The following is a 16027-nucleotide window of genomic DNA, read 5'->3' as shown; positions in this document are numbered from 1 at the left end:
TGCCCGGAACGGAGGTAATAAGAAATGTCCGCATCTAAATATGAAACGGTCGTTGGACTTGAAGTCCACGTGGAGTTACATACCAACTCCAAAATTTTCTGTGGCTGCTCCACTGCTTTTGGAGCTCCGCCTAATACACACACCTGTCCGGTCTGTCTCGGACACCCGGGCGTATTGCCTGTGCTGAACCGTCAGGCTGTTGACTATGCGATGAAGGCCGCAATGGCTCTCAACTGTACAATCGCAGATGTCAGCAAGTTTGACCGTAAAAACTACTTCTACCCGGATTCACCTAAAGCGTATCAGATTTCACAATTTGATCAGCCGATCGGTGAGAATGGCTGGATCGATATCGAAGTGAATGGCGAAACGAAACGAATCGGCATCACACGTTTGCATCTGGAAGAGGATGCAGGAAAGCTCACACACGTGGATGGCGGTTATGCATCCCTTGTCGATTTTAACCGTGTCGGAACGCCACTGGTAGAGATTGTATCCGAACCCGAGATTTCTTCCCCGGAAGAAGCCCGTGCGTATTTGGAAAAACTCCGTGCGATTATGCAGTACTGTGATGTCTCGGATGTGAAGATGGAAGAGGGGTCACTTCGTTGCGACGCCAACATCAGCTTGCGTCCACATGGTCAAGAGAAACTGGGAACCCGGGCGGAGCTCAAAAATATGAACTCCTTCCGCGGTGTACAGCGTGGTCTGGAATATGAACAATATCGTCAGGCCGAAATTCTCGATGACGGCGGAGAAGTTGTTCAAGAGACACGTCGCTGGGATGAGGCTCAGGGCAAAACCTTGTCGATGCGTGGCAAAGAGCAAGCGCATGACTATCGTTATTTCCCAGACCCGGATCTGGTTAAACTGCATATTGATGCCGAATGGAAGGAACGCATCAGAGCCTCGATTCCTGAATTGCCGGATCAGCGTAAAGCCCGGTACACTGCAGATTATAGCCTGCCGAGTTATGATGCCGAGGTTATCACCTCATCCAAAGCAATTGCAGACTTGTTTGAAGATAGTCTGAAATATACCCAGGATGCCAAATCGGTTTCCAACTGGATTATGGGTGACTTGCTTGGGTATCTCAACACCAATAATCTTGAGGTAACGCAAGTTCCGCTGACGGGGCAAGGACTCGGCGAGATGATCGGATTGCTGGAGAAAGGCACTATCAATAGCAAAATCGCAAAAACCGTATTTAAGGAAATGCTGGAGAGCGGCAAACTTCCACAACAGATCGTAGAAGAAAAAGGACTTGTGCAAATCAGTGATGAAGGAGCGATCCTCGCCATTGTGGAGCAGGTCGTTGCGAACAATCCGCAATCTGTCGAGGATTACAAAGCTGGTAAACAGAAGGCCATCGGTTTCCTCGTAGGTCAGGTTATGAAAGAAAGTAAAGGCAAAGCGAATCCAGCCCTTGCCAACCAACTGCTCGCAGATGTATTGAACCGCTAATCCTTCCAGTGAGGTCGGACAGAAAGAGGCTCGTCCCTGTGACAGCCTCTTTTTTGTTATAAAGAATTCTGACGTGCCGTGTTATTTCGGTTTAACGGTTTATGAAGTCTGATACGGAGGAGTTTCTTAACGATGAGAATTCAAACATTGTCACTGCGTGATGAAGATATGTTGGCCCAATTGTGGAGACTGCAACATATGGCTTACCGATTGGAAGCAAAGATTATCGGATTTCAAGATATTCCGCCTTTGCTTGATACGATGGAAACATTACAGAAATGCGGGGAAACATTTTACGGATATGTTGATGAGCAGGATGGAGAGCTACTTGGTGCAGTGGCTGTGATGGAAGAAGAATGGGACACACTAACCATCACACGTATGATGGTGCACCCGAGCCACTTTCGCAAAGGGATTGCTGCTTCATTAATGAAGCATGTCTTCGAACTACATCCCAATCTGCCTCGCTACATCGTTTCTACAGGAACGCTAAATACAGCTGCAGTGAATCTATATATGAAGTTTGGGTTTAAGCCAGTGGATGCTGCAGAGATCGCACCTGGAGTGGAATTAACGACATTTCATAAGAATAAGCTTTAAGCATGTGAACAACTTAGAGGGGGAACTAGAACGTTGAGCAATCCTTGGTTTATTGATGAATGGCATATTTTGCTTCGTTTATTGCTGGCTATGCTGCTTGGTGGACTTGTGGGTCTGGAACGTGAGCGTTCCAATCATGCTGCCGGACTACGAACTCATATTTTGGTATGTCTCGGATCGGCACTGATTATGATGTTGTCTATTTACGGTTTTAAAGACTTTGCACATGAATTAAATGTGCGGATCGATCCTGCGCGTCTTGCTACAGCAGTAATTACCGGTGTCGGTTTCTTAGGCGCAGGTACGATTCTTTTCACAGGGAAGTCCATTACGGGTCTTACGACGGCAGCTTCAATCTGGGTTGTTGCGGCGATTGGTCTTGCCGCGGGGGCGGGATTCTTTTTTGCCTCTATCGTCTCCACAGTCCTTGTACTCTTGAATCTTTGGGTATTTAACAAATTAGAGCTCAGGTATTTGCGAGGCAACAAGCTGCATGTCATTACGCTTCATACCTTGTCCGAGCCCGGGACATTAGAGAAGGTCTCATCTTTTATGGAACAGGAAAAGATTAGAGTTCGTAAAATCACGGTGAATGAACCAGATTTGGCTTTTGCAGAAGTCGTATCTGTTGAGCGAAAAATAGAAATTGTACTACACGTTCAAGTGCCACATGACTTTAAAACGATACAGATTGTCTCCAAGTTAAGACAGTGGGAACACATGACGAAAGTGTCTATTGAATAAAAGTAAATCTCAACCCTCTGAGTCCAGGAATGGCGGAGGGTTTTTAGTGATATCCATTTTTATTCCAGTTACTCTTCTAGCACTTTAGGGTACTATTTTACCAAATGCATGATGAGGGTCACGGTGATTTTCTAAAGAAAGGAGCATGTTATGAAGAAGGGTCATACAGTTAGTGCAAAAACGGGAAAGTCCAGAAAGCCCAGAAAGACCAAGAAAGTACGGAATAAAACACATAAGTTTATTGCCGGGCTATTAAGTGCCATCATACCGGGTTTGGGACATATCTATTTGCGTTTATACATGCGCGGGTTGACTTTTATTTTGCTTGTTTTGCTTGATTTGTCCGCTCTGTTATACTTCTCATCCATCGGTATACAGATCAATGTACCTTTACTGATTTTGCTGGCTCTTTGTATTCCGGTGATATATTTCTACAATGTATATGATGTGCTGCAATCAGCTGACTGGGTTATGCTGCGCAGGCGCCGGGCTGTAACACAAGGAAATACGGACAAGTCACTTGGTAGCGAACGTTCCGAACGGGAAGGCATGATGGTGTGGGAGCGCGGCATTTCGTTTGGACTTCTGTTAATTGTGGGAGGTTCACTAATGGTGCTGTTCTTCCGGAAACCACGCTGGTTTCAAGATTTGATTGCCATGTACGGCGGATATTCTTTTGCTATTCTGATGATTGCAGGCGGCTTGTTACTATTCGGCCGGGAATTTTGGGTTATGCTTCGTAAGAAGAAAACATAGGGAACGGATAGGACGGAAGGAGGGGAAAGAATGAACCGCAAAATCCGGGTCGGACGTTATACGGCTGCTGCTCTAATAGCTACTGTTGGTGTACTGCTCATTATGGATAAACAGTGGGGGACAGATTACCTCTACGATTTTGTAGATTGGTGGCCGTTTTTGCTTGTGGCTCTGGGCGTGGAATGGATCTTATTGGTCCTGTGGACACGCGGTAGAGGTAAACGAGATTTAGAACGTTTGACCCCGTCAGATGAGCGCCAAAAAGCTCGTTTTAAACCGGATGCGAAAGGCATTTTGGCATCTTTGATTTTAACCGCCTCTGTATTTATTGTGACTGAGCAGGATCACTATATGCATTTATGGAACCGAGTCAGTCTTAATCTGGGAGCAGCATCAATGGACTATAGTCAGGCTGCCGGTTATAAGGAAGATAAGGTCACGATCGGAGTTCCTGTCCGTATGGATACTTCGGATATCGTGGTCGAGGGTGTGAACGGAGATATAACAATCCTGCGGGGAGATACGGATGAGATTAAAGTGAATACCGTTGTCTGGGTAGATCAAGCATCTGAAGTACAAGCCAAGGCGGTAGCAGCGGCTTCTTTCGTAGAAGCGGAAGGAGATAAAACCATTCATATCAAAGCGACAGGTAAAGCATATGGTGAAAATGAAAAAATGCAGCCGCGCATGAATATGACGATCACCATTCCAGACGACCGCCGTTTCAATCTGGATATCCGCACTTCGAATGGTGCGATTTTGTTAAACCGTCCTGAAGCCATCAAGACCATTGTTGCCGAGACAGGCAACGGGCGAATTCGAATTACGAATGCGGTTGGCGATATCTCGGGGAAAACGCTAAACGGGGACGTAATCGTAGCTAACGCTATAGGCAACGTCGACATGGATAGCAACCGTGGGGATATGAAAGCACGCGGCGTTTCGGGAGATGTGGATTTGACCACGCAAGTGGGAAATGTCAGTATCACAAAATCTATTGGTGAGTTTACAGCGGAAACCCGGAATGGCAATATTACATTAGACAGTGCCAACCTGGGTGTTAAAGCGCAGTCCCTTAATGGAAGTATTAATATAGTCTCCGCCAAAGTCGGGGGAGATTGGGATATATACAGTGCGGTCGGAGCCATTAACGTCATGATTCCTGAACGCGGCGATTACAGTCTGACGGGTTCCAGCAGTTATGGTGATTTGCGTACAGATCTGCCGTTCAACGTCAAAAACAAAACGATTGAAGGACAGCTTGGTGAGGGCGAGTACAGGATCAAAATTGAAGGAAACAGTGACCTGACGGTAGAGCGTAACCCAGAAGTTTCTATACCAGAAACCCTGTCAACCGAATCAGATGAAACGAATGAAAATGGACAGCAGACGACGGATGAAGGCCCAAGTTCCCAAGAGGATACAACCGAAGTTCCTGCATCGTCGCGTTGACAATAAACTTGCAATCGCCGTACAATAAATATACACTGGCAAGGTTACATGACGTGAAAGAGCGCTTGTTGTTGTGTACAGCCGGTAAATTACACTTTGTATGAGGGCGAAGGTTTATTTTCTTCAAACAGAGAATGAAAGGTAAGGCGGTGGGCTTTATGGCAACACGTGTCCAACATGCATTGGAGCAGCTCAAAACGACCGGTGTCCGTATTACACCCCAGCGTCATGCCATATTAAACTATTTGATGGAATCGATGGGGCATCCGACAGCCGACGAGATTTACCGGGCGCTTGAACCCCAATTTCCGAGTATGAGCGTGGCGACCGTATATAACAATCTAAAAATGTTTCTGGAAGCAGGTATGGTTCGGGAACTGACCTACGGAGATAACTCAAGCCGTTTTGATGCCAACGTAACGGATCATTATCATGTGATCTGTGACCAATGTGGCAAGATTGAAGACTTCAGCTATCCGTCGTTAAAGAGCGTAGAGCTTCAGGCTGAGTCAAGCACGGGATTTGAAGTACATGGTCACCGATTGGAAGTATATGGTGTGTGCAAGAGTTGCAGGGATCAATAGAGATGATTTACAATATTAACGTGTGGAATTCAGTATGGATTCTTCACGTTTTTTATTTATAGAGGTTCTGAGAATAAACATCTTTGTGTATAAATCATTTGTTTTTTTGTATTTTCACCATCATCTATGGAATTAACGGAGGTAGTCGTTTGGGTAGAAAAAGTAAATATACACGTCGTAAACGACGTTCATTTTGGCCCGGGTTACTTGGAGCTTGTCTGGTGGCTGGTGGTGCCTATTGGCTTATTACCAACCTGTGGCTGAACAAGGTCTATGAGGATCCGGACTGGCTCGGAAGAAACCAGCCTATTTTTGTAGACGGAAAGCTTATGAATGAGGATGCTTCTGGCACAGGAGAACAACTTAAACTGCCTGTGAAAGTGCTACAAGAAACTATTGATCCTGGAATACGTTACGAAGCTGATTCCGGAGATATTATTATAGCTTCACCGCAGCGAGTGCTTCATATGAAAGAGGGCAGCACCAAGGCAGAATTGAATCATCAGAATTATTCGATGAAGGTGAAGCCGGAAGTTAAAGCGAATGAGGCGTATATTCCTCTTCAGCCGTTGAAAGAGGTATACGGACTGACCGTTCAGGAGGACTTGACGACAGGTGCAGTTATCCTGATGCGTGGCGGTGATACGATACAATATGCTGAGATTGATACCCTGTCATCCAAAGAAGATCAGACTGTTCAGTTGTATAAGAGCGGAGAAGAGTCGTCCACCATTCTCACGGATATGAAGCAGAATACGAGAGTGCGTGTGTGGCAGACGGGAAAAGATCAAAGCTTCGTGCAGATGGATAACGGTTATGCCGGTTATGTAGATAATGACCATCTTGCTTTAGGTGAGAAAAAGACGCTGGACATGCCGAAGTTTACACCTACTGCAGCGGAGAAAAAGTGGAAAAACAAACCCGTCAATCTGGTCTGGGAGGCTGTTTATAATCGGCAGCCAGATGTAAGCTCCATCGGGAAAATGCCTGGAGTTAACGTGGTGAGTCCAACATGGTTCCATATTACGGATGGAGATGGCTCAGTGAAAAGCAAAGGAGATCAATCCTATGTAAACTGGGCTCACCGTTCAGGGATGGAAGTATGGGGATTAATGGATAACAGTTTTGATCCGGCTATCACGAAGGAGGCATTGTCCACCTACGCCAAGCGTACGCACATCATTGAACAAATGCTGGATTACGCCAGAACGTTCCGGCTGGACGGTATCAATATCGATTTTGAGAATGTACACACCGAAGATGGAGTTAATGTGACTCAGTTTGTACGTGAAATAAAGGCGATGGCCCGTATTCATGGACTAATGTTATCGGTGGATGTCACTCCAAAATCAAATAGTGAAATGTGGTCTGCTTTTTTAGATCGCCGTGGATTGGGAGCTTTTGCCGATTATATTGTGGTGATGGCATATGACGAGCACTGGGCTGCCAGTCCAAAAGCTGGCTCGGTAGCTTCTCTCCCATGGACTGAGTCCTCGATGCGACGCATCCTTGAGGAAGATGAGGTGCCTTCGGACAAGCTGATTATGGCCGTTCCTTTATACACACGGATTTGGACTGAACAAGCCAATGAACAGGGAGAGATCAAAGTATCCTCCAAAGCTGTAGGTATGAACACCGTACAGGAGTTAATTAAGGAGAAGAAACTTAAACCTGTTCTGGATCAGGCAAGTGGGCAGAACTATGTAGAGTATAAGGAAGATGGAGCTATCAAAAAAATCTGGATCGAAGATAAGGTATCTTTGCAAGCACGGGTGGATCTTCTTGCTTCGCTGAAACTAGGTGGAGTAGCTGCGTGGAACAGAAGTTTTGCCAATGCGTCGGCATGGGAAACGCTCAAACAGGCTGGTTATTCTAAATAAATTATTAGCAACTTAACTGAACTCATTATAATTATAGTTTTCATAATTAGAAAAAGACCCGGTAGAATTACCGGGTCTTTTTGATGTGTTGTTTTTTTGAGAAAAGTCTGTCAACAACTGATACACCTCGTTACTTGGAAGATGCGGCGGGTGGAGTAGTTGGTTCTAAAGGTGGACTCATTGTGTTTGCTTTGTTCGGATCCATCGTCAGAATCGTATGACAAAACATACAGCGGTCTGTCTTGCCCAGCATTTTTGTTAACTTGCCGCATTCCGGACAATCGACTTGTACGGCACTGGTTGAGAGCATACCAGCCCAGAAATAAATAATCAAACTGCCAAGCATGGCAACAAGTCCAATAACAAGACCAACAGCTGCAATGACCTTTCCGGCATGTCCCCAGAACACAATTCCGGCTGTCCCGAGTATCATTAGGCCCATTCCTAACATGGTTAACAGTAATCCCCAAGTGCGAAAAGCATTAATTTTTGCTGATTTAAAAATCATGAAAAATGCTCCTATCGTATGAGTAGTTTTGGACCCAGAAAAAGAAGGAAACGTTGTGGTTCATGTAGAATTACATTATAACTGACTTGGCGCTAGTCTGCCATGAATTGTATAAATTGTATGGAGGGAATCGTGGAATTAAAGAACCTTGCTTTTTTGTCCGAGCAGTCGGAAGAGACGGGGGCAGTTGGGGCTATCGCTTATTCCCACCCGGGAGAGCGATTCCACGGCTCCCTGATTCAGGATTTCGATTTGCTGGTACTGATTGTGCACAACACAGAGCACACGATGCCAACGGTCGAACATTACAGATACGGTGATCTTCGATATCAGTTGATTTATGCCAGCCGGTATGATTTGCAGATAACTGCGGTTACGGGAGAACATGATAATCTCATGCAATGTCTGATTGAAGGCGAGATCATCTGGGAGACGGATAATCAGATCAGTAACTTGCGAGAAGAATTATCTTCATTCGGAAATGAGTTGCGTGAGCAAAAACTGTTTCATGAGTTCACCAGTTTTCTAAGAATGTATGTTGAGGCCAAGCAACATATCCAGCAGGGGCATGTTGTGGATGCTTATTATAGTGCACTGGAGGCACTGGGGAACTGGGCAAGGATTGTGCTTATTGAGCAGGGGATCTATCCTGATCATGCCGTCTGGACGCATGTACAGCAATTGGATCGTGCATTGTGGAAACTTTATCAGGAGTTAACAGTAAGTTCCGAGACTTTGGAACAGCGTGTGGAGCTTGTACTGCTTGCCTGTGAATTTTCTGTCATGTCCAAAATGGGAGAGTGCTCCGAACTTTTGCTACGTGTGATGAGAAGCCGGAAAGAGCCATGGAGCATTAATGAACTTGTTCATCATCCTCAGTTAAAGTTTGTTCGTAAGGACCTGCCTTTGGTTCTTCGTAAACTTGTGTTTCGTTCTATAGTAAAAGAATCAGCTGGATGGCCCTCTCTGGAAGGGGAAGGCAGAGAAATTCGATATTGGATTGAAACTTGATCTAGGTTATTAAATGGATATGTGAAATGGTATATAAAGGAGGGGAAACCTTCCTTTTTTGTTTGTTTAATAATTTATAAGTTTGATGTTGACTCCGATCAGTGGAATATGGTACATTATATTTCGTTCCCCAAATGAGTAAAACGTGAGTAAATGACGAATCATTTGAGGAAAAGTGAAGAACAATGGACAACAAAAAGAAAATAAAAAAAGTTCTTGACGAAATTAAACGAAATGTGTTACATTATTCAAGTCGCCGCCGAAACTTGGCTAGACAAAAAGAAGTAAAACAAATCGTGTTTGATCTTTGAAAACTGAACAACGAGTGAGTATCGATCTTGCTTGCAAGATCAAAAAATGAGATTTTTAATCTCGTCAGATTCAAAATGAGCTTATCGCTCTTTTCAATACTTTATTGGAGAGTTTGATCCTGGCTCAGGACGAACGCTGGCGGCATGCCTAATACATGCAAGTCGAGCGGAGTTGATGGAAAGCTTGCTTTCCTGATACTTAGCGGCGGACGGGTGAGTAACACGTAGGCAACCTGCCCTCAAGCTTGGGACAACTACCGGAAACGGTAGCTAATACCGAATACTTGTTTTCTTCGCCTGAAGAGAACTGGAAAGACGGAGCAATCTGTCACTTGGGGATGGGCCTGCGGCGCATTAGCTAGTTGGTGAGGTGACGGCTCACCAAGGCGACGATGCGTAGCCGACCTGAGAGGGTGATCGGCCACACTGGGACTGAGACACGGCCCAGACTCCTACGGGAGGCAGCAGTAGGGAATCTTCCGCAATGGGCGAAAGCCTGACGGAGCAATGCCGCGTGAGTGATGAAGGTTTTCGGATCGTAAAGCTCTGTTGCCAGGGAAGAACGCTTGGGAGAGTAACTGCTCTCAAGGTGACGGTACCTGAGAAGAAAGCCCCGGCTAACTACGTGCCAGCAGCCGCGGTAATACGTAGGGGGCAAGCGTTGTCCGGAATTATTGGGCGTAAAGCGCGCGCAGGCGGTCATGTAAGTCTGGTGTTTAATCCCGGGGCTCAACCCCGGATCGCACTGGAAACTGTGTGACTTGAGTGCAGAAGAGGAGAGTGGAATTCCACGTGTAGCGGTGAAATGCGTAGAGATGTGGAGGAACACCAGTGGCGAAGGCGACTCTCTGGGCTGTAACTGACGCTGAGGCGCGAAAGCGTGGGGAGCAAACAGGATTAGATACCCTGGTAGTCCACGCCGTAAACGATGAGTGCTAGGTGTTAGGGGTTTCGATACCCTTGGTGCCGAAGTTAACACATTAAGCACTCCGCCTGGGGAGTACGGTCGCAAGACTGAAACTCAAAGGAATTGACGGGGACCCGCACAAGCAGTGGAGTATGTGGTTTAATTCGAAGCAACGCGAAGAACCTTACCAGGTCTTGACATCCAACTAACGAAGCAGAGATGCATCAGGTGCCCTTCGGGGAAAGTTGAGACAGGTGGTGCATGGTTGTCGTCAGCTCGTGTCGTGAGATGTTGGGTTAAGTCCCGCAACGAGCGCAACCCTTATATTTAGTTGCCAGCACTTCGGGTGGGCACTCTAGATAGACTGCCGGTGACAAACCGGAGGAAGGTGGGGATGACGTCAAATCATCATGCCCCTTATGACCTGGGCTACACACGTACTACAATGGCCGGTACAACGGGCAGCGAAATCGCGAGATGGAGCCAATCCCAGCAAAGCCGGTCTCAGTTCGGATTGCAGGCTGCAACTCGCCTGCATGAAGTCGGAATTGCTAGTAATCGCGGATCAGCATGCCGCGGTGAATACGTTCCCGGGTCTTGTACACACCGCCCGTCACACCACGAGAGTTTATAACACCCGAAGTCGGTGGGGTAACCGCAAGGAGCCAGCCGCCGAAGGTGGGATAGATGATTGGGGTGAAGTCGTAACAAGGTAGCCGTATCGGAAGGTGCGGCTGGATCACCTCCTTTCTATGGAGAATCGTTTCCCGAGCGGAAACATTCAAATTTTAAATCTAGCCAGGTCGGCTAGTTACTCACTCGTTGCTCAGTTTTGAGAGCTCAAACTCTCAAAACTTCTCGTTTATTCGACCGACACATCCGTGAACGGCCCGAACCAAACGATTTGTTCTTTGAAAACTAGATATCGAAACGAAACAAACGCGAATTAGAACATTCCTTTTTAGCTGAACTTGTGTTCAACAAGTTTCAATAAAAACGGTAGATTGCTGGAGCGAGTGATCGAAATGGAGCGACTTTTGGCTTTGGACGTAGTCCAAAACAAGGGAAGAGACAGCTCGAACACGAGCGACCTGGTTAAGCTACTAAGAGCACACGGAGGATGCCTAGGCGCTAGGAGCCGATGAAGGACGTGGCGAACAACGAAACTGCCTCGGGGAGCTGTAAGCAAGCTTTGATCCGGGGATGTCCGAATGGGGAAACCCAGCTGGGGTAATTTCCAGTTACACCTAACTGAATACATAGGTTAGTGTGAGGCATACCAGGGGAACTGAAACATCTAAGTACCCTGAGGAAGAGAAAACAATAGTGATTCCGTCAGTAGCGGCGAGCGAACGCGGAGAAGCCCAAACCAAGGAGCTTGCTCTTTGGGGTTGTGGGACGTCTCACATGGAGTTACAAAGGAGTCAGTTAAACGAAGAGGTCTGGAAAGGCCCGCCAAAGAAGGTAAAAGCCCTGTAATTGAAAGTTGATTCTCTCCGAGACGGATCCCGAGTAGTGCGGGGCACGTGAAACCCCGTATGAATCCGGCAGGACCATCTGCCAAGGCTAAATACTTCCTAGCGACCGATAGTGAAGCAGTACCGTGAGGGAAAGGTGAAAAGCACCCCGGAAGGGGAGTGAAATAGAACCTGAAACCGTGTGCTTACAAAAAGTCAGAGCCCGTTTTAGGGGTGATGGCGTGCCTTTTGTAGAATGAACCGGCGAGTTACGTTCCCGTGCAAGGTTAAGGTGAAGAGCCGGAGCCGCAGCGAAAGCGAGTCTGAATAGGGCGACATAGTACGTGGACGTAGACCCGAAACCGGGTGATCTACCCCTGTCCAGGGTGAAGGTGCGGTAACACGCACTGGAGGCCCGAACCCACGCATGTTGAAAAATGCGGGGATGAGGTGGGGGTAGCGGAGAAATTCCAATCGAACTCGGAGATAGCTGGTTCTCCCCGAAATAGCTTTAGGGCTAGCCTCGGAAAACAGAGTCGTGGAGGTAGAGCACTGATTGGGTGCGGGGCCCGCAAGGGTTACCAAGCTCAGTCAAACTCCGAATGCCATAGACTTACTTCCGGGAGTCAGACAGTGAGTGCTAAGATCCATTGTCAAAAGGGAAACAGCCCAGACCATCAGCTAAGGTCCCCAAGTGTGTGTTAAGTGGGAAAGGATGTGGAGTTGCACAGACAACCAGGATGTTGGCTTAGAAGCAGCCACCATTGAAAGAGTGCGTAATAGCTCACTGGTCGAGTGACTCTGCGCCGAAAATGTAACGGGGCTAAACACACCACCGAAGCTATGGCTTGGATCGACTTCACTGCTTCTTTGAGGCGGTGTTTACCACAAGGACATTTTTGTCTGACAAGGTGTGAAATCTTGGAAGACCAAATGTTTCTCAGGGGATAAACACAGGGCTTCGAAGCTGGAGTGAAGTCGATCCAGGGGTAGGGGAGCGTTGTATAAGGGTTGAAGGTGTACCGTAAGGAGCGCTGGACATTATACAAGTGAGAATGCCGGTATGAGTAACGAAAAGATCAGTGAGAATCTGATCCGCCGAAAGCCTAAGGGTTCCTGAGGAAGGCTCGTCCGCTCAGGGTAAGTCGGGACCTAAGGCGAGGCCGAAAGGCGTAGTCGAAGGACAACAGGTCGAAATTCCTGTACCACCGTAAATCGTTACGAGCGATGGGGGGACGCAGTAGGGTAGTGACGCAGACTGATGGATGTCTGTCCAAGCAGTAAGGCTGATGTGTAGGCAAATCCGCACATCGTAAGGCTGAGCTGTGATGGGGAGTGAAAATTACAGTAGCGAAGGTCATGATCTCACACTGCCAAGAAAAGCCTCTAGCCAGATGAAGGTGCCCGTACCGCAAACCGACACAGGTAGGCGAGAAGAGAATTCTAAGGCGCGCGGAAGAACTCTCGTTAAGGAACTCGGCAAAATGACCCCGTAACTTCGGGAGAAGGGGTGCCCCGGTAGTGTGAATAGCACGAGGGGGCCGCAGTGAAAAGGCCCAAGCGACTGTTTAGCAAAAACACAGGTCTGTGCGAAGCCGTAAGGCGAAGTATACGGGCTGACGCCTGCCCGGTGCTGGAAGGTTAAGGGGAGTGGTTAGGAGTAATCCGAAGCTGTGAACCGAAGCCCCAGTAAACGGCGGCCGTAACTATAACGGTCCTAAGGTAGCGAAATTCCTTGTCAGGTAAATTCTGACCCGCACGAATGGCGTAACGACTTGGGCGCTGTCTCAACGAGAGATCCGGTGAAATTTTAATACCTGTGAAGATGCAGGTTACCCGCGACAAGACGGAAAGACCCCATGGAGCTTTACTGCAGCTTGATATTGAATTTGGGTACGATCTGTACAGGATAGGTGGGAGCCTTTGAAGCGTGAGCGCCAGCTTGCGTGGAGGCACCGTTGGGATACCACCCTGATCGTATCTAGGTTCTAACCTGGTGCCCTCATCGGGTACGGGGACAGTGTCAGGTGGGCAGTTTGACTGGGGCGGTCGCCTCCTAAAGAGTAACGGAGGCGCCCAAAGGTTCCCTCAGAATGGTTGGAAATCATTCGAAGAGTGCAAAGGCATAAGGGAGCTTGACTGCGAGACCTACAAGTCGAGCAGGGACGAAAGTCGGGCTTAGTGATCCGGTGGTACCGCATGGAAGGGCCATCGCTCAACGGATAAAAGCTACCCTGGGGATAACAGGCTTATCTCCCCCAAGAGTCCACATCGACGGGGAGGTTTGGCACCTCGATGTCGGCTCATCGCATCCTGGGGCTGAAGTAGGTCCCAAGGGTTGGGCTGTTCGCCCATTAAAGCGGTACGCGAGCTGGGTTCAGAACGTCGTGAGACAGTTCGGTCCCTATCTGTCGTGGGCGTAGGAAATTTGAGAGGAGCTGTCCTTAGTACGAGAGGACCGGGATGGACGTACCGCTGGTGTACCAGTTGTTCCGCCAGGAGCACCGCTGGGTAGCTATGTACGGACGGGATAAGCGCTGAAAGCATCTAAGCGTGAAGCCCCCCTCAAGATGAGATTTCCCAGTATGTAAGACCCCTTGAAGACGACGAGGTAGATAGGCTGGGGGTGGAAGTGCAGTAATGCATGGAGCTGACCAGTACTAATCGGTCGAGGGCTTATCCAATAGCAAGTTTTGAGTCGCGTACGTTTCGTTTCGAATCTAGTTTTCAGAGAACAACAACTCTGAAACATATTCCCTGATAGCTCAGTTGGTAGAGCACTCGACTGTTAATCGAGTTGTCACAGGTTCGAGTCCTGTTCGGGGAGCCATGGAGAGGTGTCCGAGCTGGCCGAAGGAGCACGATTGGAAATCGTGTAGGCGTCACAAGCGTCTCGAGGGTTCGAATCCCTCTCTCTCCGCCATAATACTTCTCTAGCAAGGCCCGTTGGTCAAGGGGTTAAGACACCTCCCTTTCACGGAGGTAACAGGGGTTCGAATCCCCTACGGGTCATAGTTATTTTAATAACTTGAAAGTCTAATGAAAAGATCATCACTTCAAAAAAAGAGTTGATTTTAACATCGGATTTATGGTAAGATCATAAATGTGTTATTCGGAGGCTTAGCTCAGCTGGGAGAGCATCTGCCTTACAAGCAGAGGGTCGGGGGTTCGATCCCCTCAGCCTCCACCATATACCTTTTATAACGACGCGGGGTGGAGCAGCCCGGTAGCTCGTCGGGCTCATAACCCGAAGGCCGCAGGTTCAAATCCTGCCCCCGCAATTTAAACTTTCTTCTATGAAAGTGATCTGGAACCGTGGTGTAGTTGGCCTAACATGCCTGCCTGTCACGCAGGAGATCGCGGGTTCGAATCCCGTCGGTTCCGCCATTTAAGTTTTAACATGAGGGAAGTTGTTCACTACATCTGCTGTATGGCACTGATGCCCTGGATAAAGTGTAGCGACTCAAGCTTAAACTTTATTATGGCTCGGTAGCTCAGTCGGTAGAGCAGAGGACTGAAAATCCTCGTGTCGGCGGTTCGATTCCGTCCCGAGCCACCTTTACAGAATAACTTAATATGCCGGTGTAGCTCAACTGGTAGAGCAACTGACTTGTAATCAGTAGGTTGGGGGTTCAAGTCCTCTCGCCGGCACCATGTAATCCTGGAGGATTAGCGAAGTGGCCAAACGCATCAGACTGTAAATCTGCTCCCGTACGGGTTCGGTGGTTCGAATCCATCATCCTCCACCAGTTTTTAGGGGCATAGTTTAAAGGTAGAACAACGGTCTCCAAAACCGTTGGTGTGGGTTCAATTCCTGCTGCCCCTGCCAATTAATCTTAATGAATGTAATCTATATGGCGATCGTGGCGAAGTGGTTAACGCACCGGTTTGTGGATCCGGCATTCGGGGGTTCAATTCCCCTCGATCGCCCCTTTGTTATCTAATGGGGATTAGCCAAGCGGTAAGGCAACGGACTTTGACTCCGTCATGCATAGGTTCAAATCCTATATCCCCAGCCATTATGCGGAAGTGGCTCAGCGGTAGAGCATCGCCTTGCCAAGGCGAGGGTCGCGGGTTCGATTCCCGTCTTCCGCTCCATAATAAGGCGCCATAGCCAAGTGGTAAGGCACAGCTCTGCAAAAGCTTTATCCCCAGTTCGAATCTGGGTGGCGCCTCCAGCATATTTTTATTTGAAAATTATATGCTATAACTAAATAGGCCGGCGTGGCGGAATGGCAGACGCGCTCGACTCAAAATCGAGTGGGAAACCGTGGAGGTTCGAGTCCTCTCGCCGGTATTATTAGCAAGTTCCTTAGAGATTATCTGAGGAACTTTTTTTGTTTTCAAAAAAGA

Annotated in this window: 9 protein-coding genes, 15 tRNA genes and 2 rRNA genes; 25 read left to right on the top strand and 1 reads right to left on the bottom strand. The window is 47.8% G+C overall.

Annotated elements, in window-relative coordinates; all coding sequences use genetic code 11:
* Positions 1 to 24: 24 nt before the first annotated feature.
* The 7 genes from gatB (at position 25) to AC1VYS_RS24015 (ending at position 7480) form a co-directional block, all read left to right on the top strand.
* Complete coding sequence (gene gatB / locus AC1VYS_RS24045; protein WP_154891712.1) at positions 25 to 1464, top strand: Asp-tRNA(Asn)/Glu-tRNA(Gln) amidotransferase subunit GatB; 1440 nt, start codon at positions 25 to 27, stop codon at positions 1462 to 1464.
* 132 nt (positions 1465 to 1596) lie between these two features.
* The gene (locus tag AC1VYS_RS24040) at positions 1597 to 2064 is read left to right on the top strand and encodes a GNAT family N-acetyltransferase (RefSeq protein ID WP_482911770.1); all 468 of its coding nucleotides are present in this window, start codon (positions 1597 to 1599) and stop codon (positions 2062 to 2064) included.
* Positions 2065 to 2097: 33 nt separating this feature from the next.
* Positions 2098 to 2808 carry an MgtC/SapB family protein gene (locus tag AC1VYS_RS24035; RefSeq protein WP_145334919.1) on the top strand — a complete coding sequence of 237 codons (711 nt, stop codon included), beginning with the start codon at positions 2098 to 2100 and terminating at the stop codon, positions 2806 to 2808.
* 150 nt (positions 2809 to 2958) lie between these two features.
* Positions 2959 to 3564 carry a hypothetical protein gene (locus tag AC1VYS_RS24030; protein WP_482911769.1) on the top strand — a complete coding sequence of 202 codons (606 nt, stop codon included), beginning with the start codon at positions 2959 to 2961 and terminating at the stop codon, positions 3562 to 3564.
* Positions 3565 to 3594: 30 nt separating this feature from the next.
* Positions 3595 to 5016: a DUF4097 family beta strand repeat-containing protein gene (locus tag AC1VYS_RS24025; RefSeq protein ID WP_482911768.1), complete on the top strand. Its 1422-nt coding sequence runs from the start codon at positions 3595 to 3597 to the stop codon at positions 5014 to 5016.
* Between the two features lie 158 nt (positions 5017 to 5174).
* Complete coding sequence (perR, locus tag AC1VYS_RS24020) at positions 5175 to 5600, top strand: peroxide-responsive transcriptional repressor PerR (RefSeq protein ID WP_445647831.1); 426 nt, start codon at positions 5175 to 5177, stop codon at positions 5598 to 5600.
* A gap of 149 nt (positions 5601 to 5749) precedes the next feature.
* The gene (locus AC1VYS_RS24015; protein ID WP_482911767.1) at positions 5750 to 7480 is read left to right on the top strand and encodes a glycosyl hydrolase family 18 protein; all 1731 of its coding nucleotides are present in this window, start codon (positions 5750 to 5752) and stop codon (positions 7478 to 7480) included.
* 130 nt (positions 7481 to 7610) lie between these two features.
* Here AC1VYS_RS24015 and AC1VYS_RS24010 read toward each other — a convergent pair whose 3' ends face one another.
* A complete protein-coding gene (locus AC1VYS_RS24010) occupies positions 7611 to 7988 on the bottom strand; it encodes a DUF2614 family zinc ribbon-containing protein (protein WP_482911766.1) in 378 nt (125 codons plus the stop codon).
* A 132-nt stretch (positions 7989 to 8120) separates the two neighbouring features.
* On the opposite strand from AC1VYS_RS24010, the gene AC1VYS_RS24005 reads away from it, so the two are divergent.
* From AC1VYS_RS24005 to AC1VYS_RS23920, 18 genes are all read left to right on the top strand, one after another.
* A complete protein-coding gene (locus AC1VYS_RS24005; RefSeq protein ID WP_482911765.1) occupies positions 8121 to 8999 on the top strand; it encodes a nucleotidyltransferase-like protein in 879 nt (292 codons plus the stop codon).
* 412 nt (positions 9000 to 9411) lie between these two features.
* Positions 9412 to 10967: ribosomal RNA gene (locus tag AC1VYS_RS24000) — 16S ribosomal RNA — on the top strand.
* Positions 10968 to 11310: 343 nt separating this feature from the next.
* Positions 11311 to 14358: ribosomal RNA gene (locus tag AC1VYS_RS23995) — 23S ribosomal RNA — on the top strand.
* The 16S and 23S rRNA genes sit together here with 15 tRNA genes alongside, the layout of an rRNA operon.
* Before the next feature lie 70 nt (positions 14359 to 14428).
* Positions 14429 to 14504: transfer RNA gene (locus AC1VYS_RS23990), tRNA-Asn, on the top strand.
* A 1-nt stretch (position 14505) separates the two neighbouring features.
* A tRNA-Ser gene (locus AC1VYS_RS23985) sits at positions 14506 to 14597 on the top strand.
* A gap of 17 nt (positions 14598 to 14614) precedes the next feature.
* A tRNA-Glu gene (locus AC1VYS_RS23980) sits at positions 14615 to 14686 on the top strand.
* A gap of 102 nt (positions 14687 to 14788) precedes the next feature.
* Positions 14789 to 14864: transfer RNA gene (locus AC1VYS_RS23975), tRNA-Val, on the top strand.
* A gap of 17 nt (positions 14865 to 14881) precedes the next feature.
* Positions 14882 to 14955 (top strand) — tRNA-Met (locus AC1VYS_RS23970).
* A 28-nt stretch (positions 14956 to 14983) separates the two neighbouring features.
* Positions 14984 to 15061 (top strand) — tRNA-Asp (locus AC1VYS_RS23965).
* A gap of 96 nt (positions 15062 to 15157) precedes the next feature.
* A tRNA-Phe gene (locus AC1VYS_RS23960) sits at positions 15158 to 15230 on the top strand.
* Between the two features lie 22 nt (positions 15231 to 15252).
* Positions 15253 to 15328 (top strand) — tRNA-Thr (locus AC1VYS_RS23955).
* 9 nt (positions 15329 to 15337) lie between these two features.
* Positions 15338 to 15423 (top strand) — tRNA-Tyr (locus tag AC1VYS_RS23950).
* A gap of 6 nt (positions 15424 to 15429) precedes the next feature.
* A tRNA-Trp gene (locus AC1VYS_RS23945) sits at positions 15430 to 15503 on the top strand.
* A gap of 28 nt (positions 15504 to 15531) precedes the next feature.
* Positions 15532 to 15604, top strand: a tRNA-His gene (locus AC1VYS_RS23940).
* 14 nt (positions 15605 to 15618) lie between these two features.
* Positions 15619 to 15693 (top strand) — tRNA-Gln (locus tag AC1VYS_RS23935).
* A gap of 4 nt (positions 15694 to 15697) precedes the next feature.
* Positions 15698 to 15772: transfer RNA gene (locus tag AC1VYS_RS23930), tRNA-Gly, on the top strand.
* Positions 15773 to 15778: 6 nt separating this feature from the next.
* Positions 15779 to 15852: transfer RNA gene (locus tag AC1VYS_RS23925), tRNA-Cys, on the top strand.
* Between the two features lie 40 nt (positions 15853 to 15892).
* Positions 15893 to 15971, top strand: a tRNA-Leu gene (locus tag AC1VYS_RS23920).
* The last annotated feature ends 56 nt before the right edge of the window (positions 15972 to 16027 follow it).

It is taken from the genome of Paenibacillus sp. G34 (assembly GCF_056856875.1).
This window is presented reverse-complemented; position numbering and strand designations above follow the sequence as displayed.

Excerpts from the sequence above, each read along its gene's own strand:
- gatB (WP_154891712.1), top strand. The coding sequence starts at position 25 with ATGTCCGCATCTAAATATGAAACGGTCGTTGGACTTGAAGTCCACGTG.
- AC1VYS_RS24040 (WP_482911770.1), top strand. The coding sequence starts at position 1,597 with ATGAGAATTCAAACATTGTCACTGCGTGATGAAGATATGTTGGCCCAA.
- AC1VYS_RS24030 (WP_482911769.1), top strand. The coding sequence starts at position 2,959 with ATGAAGAAGGGTCATACAGTTAGTGCAAAAACGGGAAAGTCCAGAAAG.
- AC1VYS_RS24025 (WP_482911768.1), top strand. The coding sequence starts at position 3,595 with ATGAACCGCAAAATCCGGGTCGGACGTTATACGGCTGCTGCTCTAATA.
- perR (WP_445647831.1), top strand. The coding sequence starts at position 5,175 with ATGGCAACACGTGTCCAACATGCATTGGAGCAGCTCAAAACGACCGGT.
- AC1VYS_RS24010 (WP_482911766.1), bottom strand. The coding sequence starts at position 7,988 with ATGATTTTTAAATCAGCAAAAATTAATGCTTTTCGCACTTGGGGATTA.